Consider the following 15,250-nt stretch of genomic DNA (forward strand, 5'->3'; position numbering starts at 1 on the left):
AACGAGGCACCACATGCACCTGAAACGTCCCGCGCTGCTCACGCTCGCCCTCGTCGCCGCCGCGACGCTGACCGCCTGCGCGGGCACCGCACCTGCGCCCGCATCCTCATCATCCGCCGCCGCGCCGGCCGGCGAACGCGTCGCGATCAGCTACGAGGGCGGCATCCTCGTGCTCGACGGCACGACGCTGGAGACGGTCGGCGACCTCGCCTCCGAGGAGTTCACCCGACTCAACCGGGCCGGCGACGGCTCGCACGTGCTGGTCACGATGAGCGAGGGTTTCCAGATTCTCGACACCGGTGCCGCATCCGGGTCCGATCCGGCGCTCACCGATCTCGTGTTCCCCGCGGAGGCCCCCGGGCACGTCGTGCGGCACGCCGGCAAGACGGTGCTCTACGCCGACGGCACGAGCGACACGACGATCGTCGACACGGATGCGTTCGCCTCGCTCGGCGACGCCCTTCCCGCATCGACGACGATCCCCGGCACCGAGGCGCATCACGGCGTGTCGATCGTTCTGGAGGACGGCACCTTCGTGACCACCGTGGGCTCGGCGAACGGGCGCACCGGCATCACGGTGCGCGACGAGGACGGCACCGAGATCACGTCGAACGCCGACTGCCCCGGCGTGCACGGCGAGGGCACGGCCGCCGACGAGGTCGTCGTCTTCGGGTGCGAGAACGGCGCCCTCATCTACCGCGACGGCGAGATCGAGAAGGTCACGGCGCCCGACGCATACGGCCGCACCGGCAACATCTTCGTCACCGACACGAGCCCGCTCGTCGTCGGCGACTACAAGAACGACCCGGATGCGGAGGGCTACCTGCTCTCGAACATCGCGCTGATCGACACCGAGAAGGCGAGCATGAAGGTCGTGCCGCTCCCGGAGGGCGTCTCGTACACGTTCCGCGACCTCGCGCGAGGCCCGAAGGACCTCGGCTACATCCTCGCCACCGACGGATCGATCCACGTGATCGATCCCGCGAGCGGCGATCTGGTGGACGAGTTCCCGGTCATCGCACCGTGGGAGGGCCCGCTCGAGTGGCAGGACCCGCATCCCGCCATCGTCGTGTCGGGCGACATCGCCTACGTGACCGAGCCCGCGGCGAAGAAGGTGCACGCGGTCGACCTGACGACCGGCGAGGTGCGCGCGAGCACGACGCTCGCCGTGACCCCGAACGAGGTCGCCGTCTCCTGACCGGAGGATGCCCTGTTCGAGGGACCCGTGATGTCGCCCCCGGGACCCCGGCGCCGCAACACGGGTCCCTTGAACAACGGGGTCACCTTCACGCCCCGGCCCCGCTCGCTGTTCGAGGGACCCGAAACGTCGCCCCGGGCCGCCCGGCGCCGCAACACGGGTCCCTTCAACACGAGCGCACGCTGTCCGAGGGACCCGAAACGTCGCCCCGGGCCGCCCGGCGCCGCAACACGGGTCCCTTGAACAACGGGGGCCGGCGGCGGGGCCTTGGTCCTTCATCCGGCCGTGTCGAGGTGGGAGGATGGCAGCATGGCCGGCGCCCGTATGATCCCGGCGGACGACGGCGACGCCACTCCCCTCGATGAGGCACGACTGGAACCCGTGCGGTTCGTCGCGCTCACCGATGCGGTGCTGCGGCTGGGAATTCTGATGCTGGGCGCGGGCGCCTCCTCCGCGCGCGTGCGCACCACGATGGAGCGCGTCGGCCGCGCCTGGGGCATCGAGACCATGAACGCTCGCGTCGGCATGCTCGACATCGTGCTCACGGTCAGCCGCGGCCAGCTCGTCCGCACCCGCGTGGCAGAGGTCGCGCGCCCCGTCGTGAACGCAGAACGCATCGCGGCCCTGCAACGGCTGTCGCACGAGGTCGAGGCCGAGGCGGGCGGGAGCGTCGACGACTTCGCCGCACGTCTGGATGCGATCGCCGCTCGTCCGGCCCGCTACGGGATGCTGCTGCGCATCCTCGCCGCCGGCGCGGCGTGCGCCGCGTTCGCCCTGCTCAACAACGGCGGATGGGCGGCAGCGGTCGCCGTCGGCGTCGGCGCCGCCGCCGGTCAGGCGGTCCGGATGCTGCTGGGCCGCGCACGGTTGAACGAGTTCCTCACCGTGTTCGTCGCCGCGGCGACGGCGTTGCTGATCTACCTCGGCGCCGCTCAGTTCTTCGAGGTGCTGGGCCAGCCGTTCGCCCACGACGCCGCCCTCACGAGCGCCGTGCTCTTCCTCGTGCCCGGCTTCCCGTTGGTCACGGGCGCGATGGACCTCGCCCGCCTCGACCTCAACGCGGGGATCGCCCGTGTGGTCTATGCCTGCCTCATCCTGCTCACCGCCGGCTCCGCCGTCTGGGCCGTGGCGGCCCTGTTCGCCACCTCGCCGGGCGCGGTCGCGACCCCTCTGCTGGACGAACCCGTGCTCGCCGTCATGCGCCTCGCGGCCGGGTTCGTCGGCGTTCTCGGCTTCGCGCTGCTGTTCGCCACTCCCTGGCGCATCGCGATCGCCTCGGCCGCGGTGGGCGCGATCGCGAACACCGCGCGTCTGACGGCGGTGGATGCGGGACTCATGCCCGCCGTCGCGGCCATGGCCGCGGGACTGCTCGTGGGCCTCGGCGCCTTCATCTGCTACCGCCGGCTCGACGCGCCGCGGGTGGCGCTGACGGTTCCGGCGGTCGTGATCATGGTCCCCGGCGCGGCCGCGTATCGCGCGATCGTGGCGACGATCGACGGCGACACTCTCGCGGCGGTGCAGAACAGCGTGCAGGCGTTGTTCGTGGTGGCGGCGCTCGCGATCGGGCTGACGGTCGCGAGAGTCGTGTCGGAGAAGGAGTGGGGCGACCGCTCCCGCTGAACCGGCTGTCTGCCGCATCCGAAACGAATGCGGCAGCGCAACGCCCCGGAGAATCCTCGGCCCGGTGGCTACGCTCGCAGCATGACGCCCTCCCGCCTCATCGTGTCCGTACCCGATCCCTCCTTCGCCGCCGAGCTGGCGGACCTCGGTGAGCAGGTGGAGGTGATGGTCTGGCCGATGGATGCGGCCGCGCCGGCGGACCGGATCGATCTGGTCGTACCGCCGTACATGAGCGCGCGCGACGTCGTCGCGCGACTCGAAGGTGTCGAGACCCGCCTCGTGCAGAGCCAGTCGATCGGCTATGAGGGCACGGAAGAGCTGCTGCCGCCCGGGATCGTGTTCGCGAACGCGGCAACCGTCCACGAGACGTCGACGGCAGAACTGGCGCTCGCGCTGACCCTCGCCGTCCAGCGAGAGCTGGACGTCTTCGCCCGTCAGCGCGACTGGACGCGCGCCTTCGCGCAGAGCCTCGCCGACCGCCGCACCACGGTGCTGGGTTTCGGGGGCGTCGGCAAGGCGATCGCCGCGCGCCTGCGCCCGTTCGAGGTGCACCTGCGCGCCGTCGCGACGCATGCCCGCATCGAGGACGGCGTCGAGGTGGCGGCGCTCGAGGATCTGCACGCTGTGCTCGCCGACACGGAGGTGCTGATCCTCGCGCTCCCCGCATCCGAGCGCACCCGCGGCATCATCGGTGACGCGGAGCTGTCGGCGCTGCCGGACGGTGCGCTGGTGGTCAACGTCGGGCGCGGCACGCTCATCGATACGGACGCACTCGTCGATCACGTCCGGCGGGGCCGCATCCGCGCCGGACTCGACGTGACCGATCCCGAGCCCCTCCCGGAGGATCACCCGCTCTGGGAGCTTCCGGGCGTGCTGATCTCGCCGCACGTGGGCGGCGCCTCGACGGCGATGCAGCCGCGGATGGTGGCCCTCGTGCGGCGCCAGATCGCCCACCTGCTCGCGGGCGAGGAGCCCGAGAACGTGGTCATCCGCACGTGAGAGGTCAGAATCCCGGCGGCAGTTCTCCCTCGTCGACGAGGATGACGTCACCGTGGCGCGCGAAGCGCAGGGATACGCCATCCGGGTACCGGTCGCGCATTTCTTCGGGGTAGCCGAAGTCACCGGCGCTCGCGCGGGATCTTCGAGGGATGAAGAAATCGACGAGGGGCTCCATCCCTTCACCCACGCACGTCCCGGCGCCGGGGCCTGTTTCCTCGAGAGAATCGGTCGCGACGATGATGCAGGCATCGGTCGCATACACCTCGAGGCCGGCGTACGAGCCGAAGGAACGGAGCTCGTCGGGCTCGAGACCCGCCATGATCCACTGCCCCGCATACGAGACCGCACCCGGCTGCTCGGTGAGCCGCGCCGCGTGGTGCTGGTCGTCGCGCACACCCCACGGCAACGTCCACGCCGTGAGACCTGCGGCGACGGCGGCCGTCACGAAGATGCTGACGATCCAGGCGATGCGGAGGCGGCGATCGAGCGTCCGCGGCGTCGGCTGCGCGGTCAACGAGACCGGGGCGATGGGCGGAGTGGGCTCCGGATCGTCGGCGGGGGGCGGATTCTCCGCGGCGACCGGCGACGACTCCTGCTCAGGCTCCGCCTCCCGCTCAGGCTCCGGGGCGGGCGTCGTTCGCGATGCGCTCCGGGACGAGAGCGCGGCCTCGAGTTCGGCGAGCCGCGCGAGCCCCGCCTGATCGAGATCGGCATCCGGTCCGTAGGCGCGGGCGCGGAGGTGCGCGAGCTCTTCCTCGGTCGGGTCGGGCATGCTCCTCCTTGTTCGGTATCGGGCTTCGATCGCGGAGCTGTCAGGTGCGACCGGGGAGATCACCCTCGTCGACGAGCACCGTGTCGCCACGGAGGGTGAAGCGCAGCACACCACCGTCGGGGTACCGCTCGCGAACCGCATCCGGCACCGCCGCGTCCCCACCGGAACTCGTCCCGCCGAAGTAGATGTCCATGATCGGCGGGAGGCCTTCGCCTGCGCAGGTGCCTGAGACAGGGGTGCGGGTCTCGCCCACAGCGGCCTGGAGACACGAGTTCAGCGAATAGATGTGCAGACCGAGGTAGTCGCCGTAGTAGCGAACGCCCTCCCGCTCCGACATCCCACCCCGCGTACGTTCCCCGTTCACCACATCGCCCTGAAGATGCATGCTCGCCAACTGTCCCGCGCCGTCCGACGGACGCAGCCACGTCGTGACGAGCGCCGTCACGACGATCGCGACCACGAGACTCGCGATCCAGACCCACCGCGTCCGTCCGCTCGGCAGCCATGCGGCGATCCGCGTGGCGGAGCTCGATCGCGCGGGCGCCGTGGGTTCCTCCTCGGCGGCCTCCGACGCGGCATCGGGCAGCGGCTCGAAGACGACCTCGGGCTCGGGTGCGGGCGCGAGGTCTTCCTCACGGAGTCCGGCACGCAAGCCGCGGCGCGTCGGGGCCGCGACGTCGGATGCGGCGCCCTCAGGTTCCGCCGGCGGTCCGAAGAGCGCGGCCAGTGTGTCTGCCGCGGAGGCGCCGGCGGCGGTCTGCCCCGCGGTGGCCCCGCTCTCCTGCAGCTCGGCGAGCCGGGCGAGGCCTGCCGCATCGATGTCGGCGGCGGGTCCGTACGCGCGCGCCTGCAGACGCGCCAGCTCGTCGTCGGTGTCGTCCGGCATAGGCCCATCCTGGCCTGCGGCGGCGCTCGGGCGCATCAGCGGGTGTCGCGGTCCTCGCCCGACCAGAGATCGGCGCAATCGACTTTCTGTGCCCCGTGGGTCCGCAGATAGTCGCGCGCACCGCGATCGCCGACGACGGATGCGGCCAGCGCCGGCCAGTGGTCACGGCCGATCACCACGGGGTGCCCGGGGCGGGCGCCGTACACCGCCTGCACGAGCGATGCGGAGTCCGCACACCGCGTCATGCGCTGCACCGCAGTGGCGGGGAGGTCGGGGGTGTCCACCGTGATGATCGCGAGAGCGACCGCATCCGAAGACCTCGCGGCGGCGAGCCCCGCGCGAAGCGACGCGCCCACACCCTCCGACGGATCGGCGACGAGAACGGGCTCCGCCTCGGCGGGCACGAGCGGCAGCACCTCGTCGGCGGCCGCGCCCACGGCGACGTAGATCGGTGAGCACCCCGCATCCCGGAGCGCTCCGACGGCGAGCGCGAGCCACGAGCGCCCATCTGGGGTGCGGGCGAGAGCCTTGGGAGAACCGAACCGGCGCCCCGCACCCGCGGCGAGCACGAGGCCGGCGACAGCTGGCTGGCGCATGATCAGGTCAGCGTATCGCGCACGAAACACGCGCTGGTTAGCGTGGAAGGATGCTCGAACTCGCCGCCGACCTGTTGCCGCTGCTGCGCGCGGGGCAGACCGTGGCGACCATCACCGTCACCGCCGTCGCCCGTTCCGCTCCCCGCGGCGTCGGCTCGGCGATGGCCGTGACGCGCGACGCCCGGGTGATCGGCTCGATCTCGGGCGGATGCGTGGAGGGCGACGCGGTCGCGCTCGCTCTCGCGGCGCTCGCGCGCGGCACCGGCGACGCGGCGCGGTTCGGCTTCACCGACGATCAGGCGTTCGCGGCGGGCCTCGCCTGCGGCGGCACGATCGACGCCGTCATCAGCGTCGTCTCGCCCACGGATGCGGTCGCCCTCGACGCGCTCGAGCGGGCGGCGGCGGACCGTCCCGCCGCCGTCGGCATCGTCGCCTCGGGACCCGACGCCGGAACGCTCGTGCCTCACGACGCGGTGCCCGAGAGCGTGCGGCACGACGAGCTGCTCGTGGTGGCGGCTCCGCGCCGCCCCCGCCTCGTGATCCTCGGAGCGGGCGAGCACGCCGCGGCCCTCAGCCGCGTGGCGGCCGCATCCGGCTTCGCCGTCTCGGTCTGCGACGTGTGGGACACCCTCGTCACCCTCGAGCGCTTCCCCGAGGCCGACGAACGGGTGTGCGCGCTGCCGCACGAGCACCTGCAGCAACTTCACGAGCGGGGCGAGCTCGACGAACGCACCGCGGTCTGCGTGCTCACTCACGACCTGCGCCTCGACATCCCGGCGCTGCAGACCGCCCTCGCCCTCCCGGTCGGTTTCGTGGGCGCCATGGGGGCGCGGCGCACGGTGGCCCGACGGGCGGACCTGCTGCGCGAGGCCGGTGTGTCCGAGGCGGATCTCACCCGCCTGCACTCGCCGCTCGGGCTGGATCTGGCGGGCGTCACGCCGCAGGAGACCGCGATCGCCGTGTTGGCCGAGATCGTCGCGGCGCGGCGCGGCGGCTCGGGCCTGCCGCTCCGCGCCGGCACCGGCGCCCTGCACCCCCGCGCATCCGCATCCGCCTCCGCCTCCGTACCCGCATCCGCACCCGCAGCGCGAGAGAGCCTTTCGCCGAGCGAGCATTCGATCGGGTGCTCGCTCGACGAATGAATGCGCGCTCGGCGAGGGAGGCGCGCACGCGGTGCTAGCCTGACCGCGCGTCCTAACAACCATGGCGACAGCCAGGGCGGGGACTGCGACGAACCGTTCGTCTCAGCACCCGAGGAGCAGCATGTCTCAGCCCGTCGACAAGTCCCAGGCCGGTCTCACCGCCCGGCAGTACCACATCGGCATCGCGCCGGGAGAGGTGTCGTCCGTGGCTCTCCTGCCGGGCGACCCGTTCCGGGTGCCGCTGGTCGCGGAGTTCCTGACCGACGTGCGCGAGGTCGCGCACAACCGCGAGCACCGCACGATGACCGGCTGGTACAAGGGGCGCCACATCACGGCCACCTCCACCGGTATGGGCTGCCCCTCGACCGCGATCGCCGTGGAGGAGCTCGCTCGCGTCGGGGTGACCTCGTTCATCCGCGTCGGCAGCTCCGCCGGGCTCCAGCCCGGCGTCGAACCCGGCGACCTGCTCGTCAGCGAGGGGAGCTTCCGCAACGACGGCACGACGGATGCGTATCTGCCCAAGGGCTTTCCCGCGGTGCCGGACCTGTCGCTCACGCTCGCTCTCCAGCGGCACTCCGAGCGGCTCGCCGCCGCATCCGGCACGCGCTCGCACAGCGGCATCAGCGTGAGCGACGACGCGTTCTACGCCGAGACGCCTGAGTGGATCGGTCAGCTGAACCGGATGGGCATCCTCAACGTCGAAATGGAGGCCTCGGCGCTGTACATCGTCGCGCGGATGCGGGGGCTGCGCGCCGGGATGGTGTGCGCCTGCTCGAGCAACCTCGTCGACGGCTCGTCGCTGTACGACGAGAAGAACACCGCGCTCAAGGACGGCTGGATGCGCTCGATCGAGGCGGCCCTGGACACCGCGGTCGAACTGGAGCTGTAGCCCCCGCCCACGCGAAAGAGCACCCGTTCACCGAGTGAGCACCCCATCGGATGCTCGCTCGGCGAACGGATGCTCGCTCGGCGGGATGACGCGCGGTCAGGGCTTGAGCAGCACCTTGCCGATGCGGCCGGGCTCGAAGTTGGCGCGGGCCGCATCCGAGATCTCGTCGAAGCTGAAGGTGTGCGACGCCGGGAGCGTGAGAACGCCCTCGCCGATGCGGGTCACGAGCTCGCGCAGCAGCTCACCGCGGCGCGCGGGCGCCATCGACGAGCTGACCTTGCTTCCCCAGAACCCCTTGACGGTGGCCTGCTTGAAGATCACGTCGCCCGAGGCGATCTCCATGATGGGCGAGGCCATCGCGCCGAAGGCGACCAGCGTGCCGTTCTCGGCCAGCAGCGAGAGCACCTCGCCGGATGCGGCGCCACCGACCGAGTCCACACCGGCGACGATCGGGGCGCCACCGGTGATCTCGGCGACGCGCTCGCGCCAGTTCTCGCCCTCGGTCGAGACGACGTTGCCGATGCCGAGGCCCTCGAGCTCCGCCACGCCCGCGTCGCGGCGGACGAGACCGAGCACGTTCAGGCCACGGGCGACCGCGAGCTGGGCGACGAGGCGTCCGACGGCGCCGTTGGCCGCGTTCTGCACGAGCCAGTCGCCGCGCTCGAGCTCGAGGAACTCGATCAGGCTCAGGGCGCTGAAGGGCATGGAGACCAGCTGGGACGCCGTGACGTCGTCCATCGCATCGGGCACCGGGATCATCGCGGCGGCATGGCCGACGAAGTACTCGGCCCACACGCCGAACGTGCCGCCGGTGGCGACGCGCTGGCCGACGCTCAGGTTCTCGACGCCCTCACCGACCGCATCCACGACGCCGACGGCCTCGGTGCCGGCGCGGGCCGGCAGCTCGGGCTTGAAGCCGTACGTGCCGCGCACGGTCCACAGGTCGTGGTTGTGGATGGGCGAGAGCAGCGTCCGCACGCGGACCTGTCCTGCGCCGGGCTCGGGGAGCGGGGCATCCTCGACGTGAAGGACCTCGGCAGGATCGCCGAAGGCGGAGTGCACGATGGCGCGCATGTTGTTCCTCTTTCTCGTGGGGTGAGGGAAGACGGGGGCGTCGGATGGACGTCCTCGAGGTCGTTGGGGTCAGGCGACCAGCAGGCCGATCGTCGTCGCGATGACGGCGAGCAGCGGCAGGGTTCCCTGCGTGATCGCTGCGCGGGCCTTCGTGCGGTCCGAGAGCAGCAGCACGAGGGCCGCCGCCAGCATCGAGCCGGTGCCTGTCAGCACGAGGGCCGCGCCGACGGAGGTGGCACCCGCGGCGACGCCGACGATGCCGACGAACACCGCGATCGCCAGGAACAGGTTGTAGAAGCCCTGGTTGTACGCCATCGGCTTCGTCATCTGCACCTGCTCATCGTTGCCCAGCCCGAAGGTCTGGCGGGTGCGCGGACGATCCCACGCGAACGATTCCATCCAGAAGATGTAGACGTGCAGGACGGCGGCGAGGCCGGCAAACACGAGTCCGACGATGAGCATGGAATCCTCCTGTTATTGCAACGGTCGTTTCAATATATACTGCAATGGACGTTCTAGTAAAGGCGGTGGTCGAAATGGGTCGCACCCGGACCTTCGACGAGGATGCGGTCGTGCGCGCGGCACGCGACGTGTTCTGGCAGCACGGGTATGCCGAGGCATCCGTCCCGGACCTCGAGGCGGCCACCGGACTCGGCCGCTCAAGCCTGTACCACTCGTTCGGCAGCAAGCGCGAGCTGTTCGACGCGGCGATCGAGAGCTACCTCGACGAGGTGATCCGACCACGACTCGCCCCTCTCCTGGGACCCGACGTGAGCACCGATGCGCTCGAGACCTACCTCACCGGTCTTGCCGCCGCTCTGCAAGCCCCTCAGACACATCTCGCCGAGCACGGCTGCCTCCTGATGAACAGCGTGCGCGGCACCCTCGCCGACGACGAGCACGTCAAGCGGGCGGTCGGTCAGTACCGCGCCGAGCTCACGACCGCCTTCGCCGCGGGCGTCGGCGCCCGCCGCCCCGATCTGGATGCGGAGGCCCGCGCCGTGCTCACCCGCTCCTGCACGGCCCACGTGCTCTCGGCCATGGCGATCGTGCGCGCCCAGCCCGCGGCGGCAGCCGATCTGGTGGACAACGCCCGCATCCTCGTCACCGGGTGGGGTCCGCGCTGACCCGGCGCCTCCCCGACCGAGCGCCGCGCTGACCCGGCGCCTCGCACGCCGCACCGTCACGGCGCCCGAACTCCTGCAGAACCGGCGAATCCGGGCCTTCGACGGGGCCGCGCCGCGGTTTTGCAGGAGTTACGTCGCGGCGAGCGGCCGGACGCGGTCCGCGCCCGCCAGCGGCTCCAGCAGCGTCCGCGCGCCCGAACTCCTGCAGAACCGGCGCCTCACCGCCCGGCAGCGTACTGCACGACGGGTTTGCAGGAGTTGTGCTCGCGTCCGGGCGTAGCCTGCTCGCCGAGGGACCGCAGGCTCACGCACGCGAAACACCCACGAAACGCCGCCCTGGTTCACTGAGGGCTGTTCATGTGACCAACATCCCGAGGCAGCCGTGGACATCACGACCATCACGAGTTTCCGCCCGGCGCGAAGCCGGTCCGACCTGCGCCTGAACGAGGGCGAGGTCTTCCTGGCGGGCGGCACCTGGCTCATGAGCGAGCCCCTGCCGGGCACCACAGGCTTCGTCGACCTCACCACCCTCGGCTGGCCCGAGATCGAGCTCACCGAGGACGGCCTGCGGGTCGGTGCGACCTGCACGATCGCCCGTTTCCTCGCCTGGGCCGAGGGACGCGCCGCAGGCCTTCCCCCCGTGCCCTCCGAGTGGACCGCCGCGCACCTCGTCACGGATGCGGCGCACGCCCTCCTCGCCTCGTTCAAGATCTGGACCACCGCCACGGTCGGCGGCAACGTGTGCCGCTCGTTCGCCGCCGGCGCCATGATCTCGCTCGCCGCAGCACTCGACGCCACGGCCGTCATCTGGACACCCGACGGCGGCGAACACCGCATGCCCGTGGCCGAGGTGCCCACCGGCAACGGCACGAATGTGCTGACCCGCGGCGAGGTGCTGCGAGCGCTCGAGTTCCCCGCATCCGCCCTGCGCTCCACCGCGCGCCTGCGCAAGATCGCCCTCGCCGAGCTGGGCCGCTCCGGCGCGGTCGTCACCGGCCGCGTCGACGAGGACGGCGCGAGCGTGTTCACTCTGACCGCCGCCACCGCGGCTCCCACCGTGCTGCGGTTCTCCGAGCTGCCGGATGCGGCGACCCTCGCCGCATCCGTCGGATCGGTGTCCGGCTACTACACCGATCCCCTCGGGGCGGCGGACTGGCGGCGCGGGGTGAGCATCGAGTTCGCGGAGCGGATCCGCGCCGAGCTGGAGGAGTCCGTATGAGGTTCGAGGTCAACGGCGCCGACATCGAGGCGGAACCTGCTCCCGGCCAGTGCCTGCGCACGCTCCTGCGCGAGCACGGACACACCGAAGTCAAGAAGGGCTGCGACGCCGGCGACTGCGGCGCATGCTCGGTGCTGCTGGACGGCGAGCCCGTGCACTCCTGCATCATCCCGGCCGTGCGGATGGAGGGCCGCTCGGTCACGACCGCCGCGGGTCTCGCCCCTCCCGGCGAGCTGCATCCCGTGCAGGAGGCGATCGCCGAGAACTTCGGGTTCCAGTGCGGTTTCTGCACGCCCGGCATGAGCGTGACCGCATCCACCGTCTGCGAGCACGACCTCGACGACCTCGACCGCAAGATGAAGGGCAACCTGTGCCGCTGCACGGGCTACCGTCCCATCCGCGAGGCCATCCGCTCCTCGGTGCTGGGTCCCGTGCGCGAGACCGGGCCCGCGCCCACCGGCGCCGTGGGCACCTCGCTCGTTCCGCCCGCCGCCCGCCGGATCGTGCAGGGGCTCGAGCCCTACACGTTCGACGAGCCCGTCGTCGGCACCCTCGTGCTGCGTGTGCTGTCGTCACCGCACGCGCATGCCCGCATCCGGTCGATCGACACGACCGCCGCCCGCGCGATCGAGGGCGTCGTGGCGGTGTACACGCACGAGGACGTGCCCGACGTCCTGTACTCGACCGGCCGGCACGAGCACCGCACGGACGACCCCGACGACACCCGCCTGCTCGACTCGGTCGTGCGTCACGTGGGTCAGCGGGTCGCTGCCGTCGTGGCGGAGTCGGCAGCGGCGGCGGATGCGGCCTGCCGCGCCATCCGGGTGGACTACGAGGTGCTGCCCGCCGTCTTCGACGCGGAGGCCGCCCGCACCCGGGGTGCGCCGCTGCTGCACCCCGACCGCACGCCGCAGGACCGCGTCGACCACGCCGAGCGCAACACGGTGCTGTCGCTGCAGGAGAGCCACGGCGGCGACGTCGAGGCGGCGCTGGCGGCGAGCGAGGTGACCGTCACGGGAACGTGGCAGACCGGTCGTGTCACGCACGCACAGCTCGAGACGCACGGCTCGATCGGGTGGATCGATGACGACGGACGGCTCGTCATCCGCTCCAGCACGCAGGTGCCGTTCCTCGTGCGCGACGAGATCGCGCGGATCTTCGGCCGCGACCCCGCCGAGGTGCGGGTGTTCGCCGCTCGCGTCGGCGGGGGCTTCGGCGGCAAGCAGGAGATCTTCACCGAGGACCTCGTAGCCCTCGCCGTGCTCGACACCGGCCGGGCGGTCTCCTACGAGTTCTCGCGCACCGACGAGTTCCAGCGTGCGGCTCTGCGCCACCCGATGCGGGTCGCGGTCACGCTCGGTGCGACGCGCGACGGCGTGCTGACCGCGATGAAGCTCGACCTGCTGAGCGACACCGGCGCCTACGGCAACCACTCGCGGGGCGTGCTGTTCCACGCGTGCGCCGATGCCATGACGGTGTACCGCTCGCCCGTGCGCGGCATCCACGCGGAGGTCGTGTACACGAACAACGTGCCCTCCGGAGCCTTCCGCGGATACGGGCTCGGCCAGGTGATCCTGGGCGTCGAGTCGGCGATGGACGAGCTGGCGCTCGCCCTCGGGATGGACCCGTTCGAGCTGCGGCGGCGCAACGTCATCCGGCCCGGCGACGATCTGCACGAACCCGACCTGCGGTGGGGCTCGTACGGACTCGACCAGTGCCTGGACCTCGCCGAGACCGCGCTGCGCCGCGGCAACGGGGTCGAGGCGCCGGAAGGCTGGGCGGTCGGCGAGGGCATGGCGGTCGCGATGATCGCCACGATGGCTCCCTTCGGCCACATCTCGCACACGACCGCGACCCTGCGCCCCGACGGCACCTACGCGCTGCGCGCCGGCACGAGCGAGTTCGGCAACGGCACCACCGTCGTGCTGCGGCAGATCGCCGCATCCGTCTTCGGCGTCGATGTCGACCGCCTCGATCTCAAGACGGCCGACACCGACCTCGTCAGCCACGACACGGGCGCGTTCGCCTCGGCAGGTGTCACGGTGGCCGGCAAAGCGCTCTACGCCGCGTGTCTCGCCCTCGAACAGCGGGTGCTGCACGTCGCGCGCGCGCTCGTCCCGGATGCGGAGCCCGAGCTCACCCCCGACGGCGTGCGCGCCGGCGACCGGCTGATCGCGTTCGCGGAGATCGTGGCGGCGGCATCCGACGCGACCCCGGAGGGCCTCACGGCGACGGGCGCGGAGCTCGGCGAGGTGCGTTCGCTCGCGTTCAACGTGCACGCCGTGCGGGTGGCCGTCGACCCCTCGACCGGCACCGTGCGCATCCTGCAATCGATCCAGTCGGCGGATGCGGGCACGGTCCTCAATCCCGCGCAGTGCCGGGGACAGGTCGAGGGCGGCGCGGCGCAGGGCATCGGCAGCGCGCTGTACGAGGAGGTGCTGGTGGACGAGAACGGCCGCGTGGAGAACCCCGTGTTCCGCACGTACCGCGTGCCGCAGTTCGCCGACATCGTCGACACCGAGGTGTACTTCGCCGAGACCCGCGACGACCTCGGCCCGTTCGGGGCGAAGTCGATGAGCGAGTCGCCGTACAACCCGGTCGCCCCGGCGATCGGCAACGCGATCGCGCGGGCCCTGGGTGTGCGCCCCTATCAGCAGCCGTTCACGCGCGAGCGCGTCTGGCGTCTCACCCAGGGGTGAACCCCGGGGCGGTCGCGCGCGCGTGACCCGCGGTGCTCCGCGCTCGCGCGCCCGCATCCCCTGTTCGAGGGACCCGATGTGCGGCTCCGCGGCCCGGAACACGACGTTTCGGGTCCCTTGAACACTCGCCGATGCCGATTCCCCTGTTCGAGAGACCCGAAGCGCGGCTCCACGGGCCCAGGGACGACGATTCGCGTCCCTTGAACACGTCGGGAGCACGCGACTCGGGTCCCTCGAACACATCGGGTGCGTGCATCCGTAGTGTTTCGGCCGGCCGGCACGGTTTGTGGCATGGCGAGCCCGGTGCGATCCTGGGTCCGTGACGACCGATGCCCTGACCGAGCCGGATGCGGCGAGCCCCGCCGGTGCGGAGGCGTACATCGGCGTCTCGCTCGGGCGTCGCATCCGTGCCGCCCGGACTGCCAAGAAGCTCTCGATGCGGGCTCTGGCGGGCGCGGCGGAGATCAGCCAGCCGTTTCTCAGTCAGATCGAGGGCGGCCGCACGATGCCGTCGATCCTCACACTCTTCAAGCTCGCGAAGGTGCTCGACATCTCGCCGTCCGAGCTGCTGCCGGCGAACGAGGAGCCGGAGCCGATCCACGTCGTCCGCCGCGGCGAGGGCGAGCTCGTTCCCGTCTCCGAGAGCGACGACGGCGCCGTCAGCCGGATCATCTCCTCGGCCGCCACGCGCGGCGCGACCGTGCAGGAGTACCGCATCGCGCGCGCCCCGTATGTGGGCGAGTGGTTCGAGTCCGACGGCGAGAACACGATCTACCTCGTCGCGGGGTCGCTGACGGTCGAGCTGGAGGACCGCGGGTCGTGGACGCTCACTGCGGGCGACGCCCTCTCGCACCCCGGAGCGCTGCGCAACCGCTGGCGCGTCGACGGCGCCGACCCGGCCGTGCTGCTGCTCGTGCATGTCGCCGAGCGCTGAGCCCCCGCATTCTGCCCCCGCGCCGCGCTTCCGATCCCCCGCGCCCCGCGAGAGGTAACGCGCGCGAAACGCGATTGGTATGTGTAATCAACGAT

General features: G+C 71.7%; 14 protein-coding genes. 9 read left to right on the forward strand and 5 right to left on the reverse strand.

Annotated features, from left to right (window positions below):
* Positions 1 to 13: 13 nt before the first annotated feature.
* From aztD to PQV94_RS15300, 3 genes are all read left to right on the forward strand, one after another.
* Entirely contained in the window at positions 14 to 1,198 is a 1,185-nt protein-coding gene (gene aztD, locus PQV94_RS15290) for a zinc metallochaperone AztD (protein ID WP_274286615.1), read from the forward strand.
* Between the two features lie 309 nt (positions 1,199 to 1,507).
* A complete protein-coding gene (locus PQV94_RS15295; RefSeq protein ID WP_274286616.1) occupies positions 1,508 to 2,818 on the forward strand; it encodes a threonine/serine ThrE exporter family protein in 1,311 nt (436 codons plus the stop codon).
* An 81-nt stretch (positions 2,819 to 2,899) separates the two neighbouring features.
* A complete protein-coding gene (locus PQV94_RS15300; RefSeq protein ID WP_274286617.1) occupies positions 2,900 to 3,817 on the forward strand; it encodes an NAD(P)-dependent oxidoreductase in 918 nt (305 codons plus the stop codon).
* Between the two features lie 4 nt (positions 3,818 to 3,821).
* Here the strand turns inward: PQV94_RS15300 and PQV94_RS15305 are convergent, their stop codons facing one another.
* Genes PQV94_RS15305 through PQV94_RS15315 form a run of 3 tightly spaced genes read right to left on the reverse strand, consistent with a single transcriptional unit; the run spans position 3,822 to position 6,071 of the window.
* Positions 3,822 to 4,589 (reverse strand): hypothetical protein, encoded by a 768-nt coding sequence (locus PQV94_RS15305; protein ID WP_274286618.1) that lies wholly within the window; start codon positions 4,587 to 4,589, stop codon positions 3,822 to 3,824.
* A 40-nt stretch (positions 4,590 to 4,629) separates the two neighbouring features.
* Positions 4,630 to 5,475, reverse strand: a complete 846-nt coding sequence (locus tag PQV94_RS15310; RefSeq protein WP_274286619.1) for a hypothetical protein — start codon at positions 5,473 to 5,475, stop codon at positions 4,630 to 4,632.
* 35 nt (positions 5,476 to 5,510) lie between these two features.
* Complete coding sequence (locus PQV94_RS15315) at positions 5,511 to 6,071, reverse strand: nucleotidyltransferase family protein (RefSeq protein WP_274286620.1); 561 nt, start codon at positions 6,069 to 6,071, stop codon at positions 5,511 to 5,513.
* A 50-nt stretch (positions 6,072 to 6,121) separates the two neighbouring features.
* Here PQV94_RS15315 and PQV94_RS15320 point away from each other — a divergent pair, with 50 nt between their 5' ends.
* Positions 6,122 to 7,213: an XdhC family protein gene (locus tag PQV94_RS15320; RefSeq protein WP_274286621.1), complete on the forward strand. Its 1,092-nt coding sequence runs from the start codon at positions 6,122 to 6,124 to the stop codon at positions 7,211 to 7,213.
* Between the two features lie 121 nt (positions 7,214 to 7,334).
* Positions 7,335 to 8,102 carry a nucleoside phosphorylase gene (locus PQV94_RS15325; RefSeq protein WP_274286622.1) on the forward strand — a complete coding sequence of 256 codons (768 nt, stop codon included), beginning with the start codon at positions 7,335 to 7,337 and terminating at the stop codon, positions 8,100 to 8,102.
* A 96-nt stretch (positions 8,103 to 8,198) separates the two neighbouring features.
* On the opposite strand, the gene PQV94_RS15330 is transcribed toward PQV94_RS15325, so the two are convergent.
* Together PQV94_RS15330 and PQV94_RS15335 are read right to left on the reverse strand one after the other, a co-directional pair.
* Positions 8,199 to 9,176 (reverse strand): zinc-binding dehydrogenase, encoded by a 978-nt coding sequence (locus PQV94_RS15330; RefSeq protein ID WP_274286623.1) that lies wholly within the window; start codon positions 9,174 to 9,176, stop codon positions 8,199 to 8,201.
* Between the two features lie 69 nt (positions 9,177 to 9,245).
* Positions 9,246 to 9,638, reverse strand: a complete 393-nt coding sequence (locus tag PQV94_RS15335; RefSeq protein ID WP_274286624.1) for a DUF1304 domain-containing protein — start codon at positions 9,636 to 9,638, stop codon at positions 9,246 to 9,248.
* 74 nt (positions 9,639 to 9,712) lie between these two features.
* Here PQV94_RS15335 and PQV94_RS15340 point away from each other — a divergent pair, with 74 nt between their 5' ends.
* The 4 genes from PQV94_RS15340 (at position 9,713) to PQV94_RS15355 (ending at position 15,155) form a co-directional block, all read left to right on the forward strand.
* Positions 9,713 to 10,303: a TetR/AcrR family transcriptional regulator gene (locus tag PQV94_RS15340; RefSeq protein ID WP_274286625.1), complete on the forward strand. Its 591-nt coding sequence runs from the start codon at positions 9,713 to 9,715 to the stop codon at positions 10,301 to 10,303.
* A 382-nt stretch (positions 10,304 to 10,685) separates the two neighbouring features.
* Complete coding sequence (locus PQV94_RS15345; RefSeq protein WP_274286626.1) at positions 10,686 to 11,522, forward strand: FAD binding domain-containing protein; 837 nt, start codon at positions 10,686 to 10,688, stop codon at positions 11,520 to 11,522.
* Positions 11,519 to 14,221, forward strand: a complete 2,703-nt coding sequence (locus tag PQV94_RS15350) for a molybdopterin-dependent oxidoreductase (RefSeq protein ID WP_274286627.1) — start codon at positions 11,519 to 11,521, stop codon at positions 14,219 to 14,221. Before PQV94_RS15345 ends, PQV94_RS15350 begins: the two co-directional genes overlap by 4 nt.
* Before the next feature lie 319 nt (positions 14,222 to 14,540).
* Positions 14,541 to 15,155 (forward strand): helix-turn-helix domain-containing protein, encoded by a 615-nt coding sequence (locus tag PQV94_RS15355; protein WP_274286628.1) that lies wholly within the window; start codon positions 14,541 to 14,543, stop codon positions 15,153 to 15,155.
* The last annotated feature ends 95 nt before the right edge of the window (positions 15,156 to 15,250 follow it).

This window comes from Microbacterium sp. Clip185, assembly GCF_028743715.1.
Classification (GTDB): Bacteria; Actinomycetota; Actinomycetes; order Actinomycetales; family Microbacteriaceae; genus Microbacterium.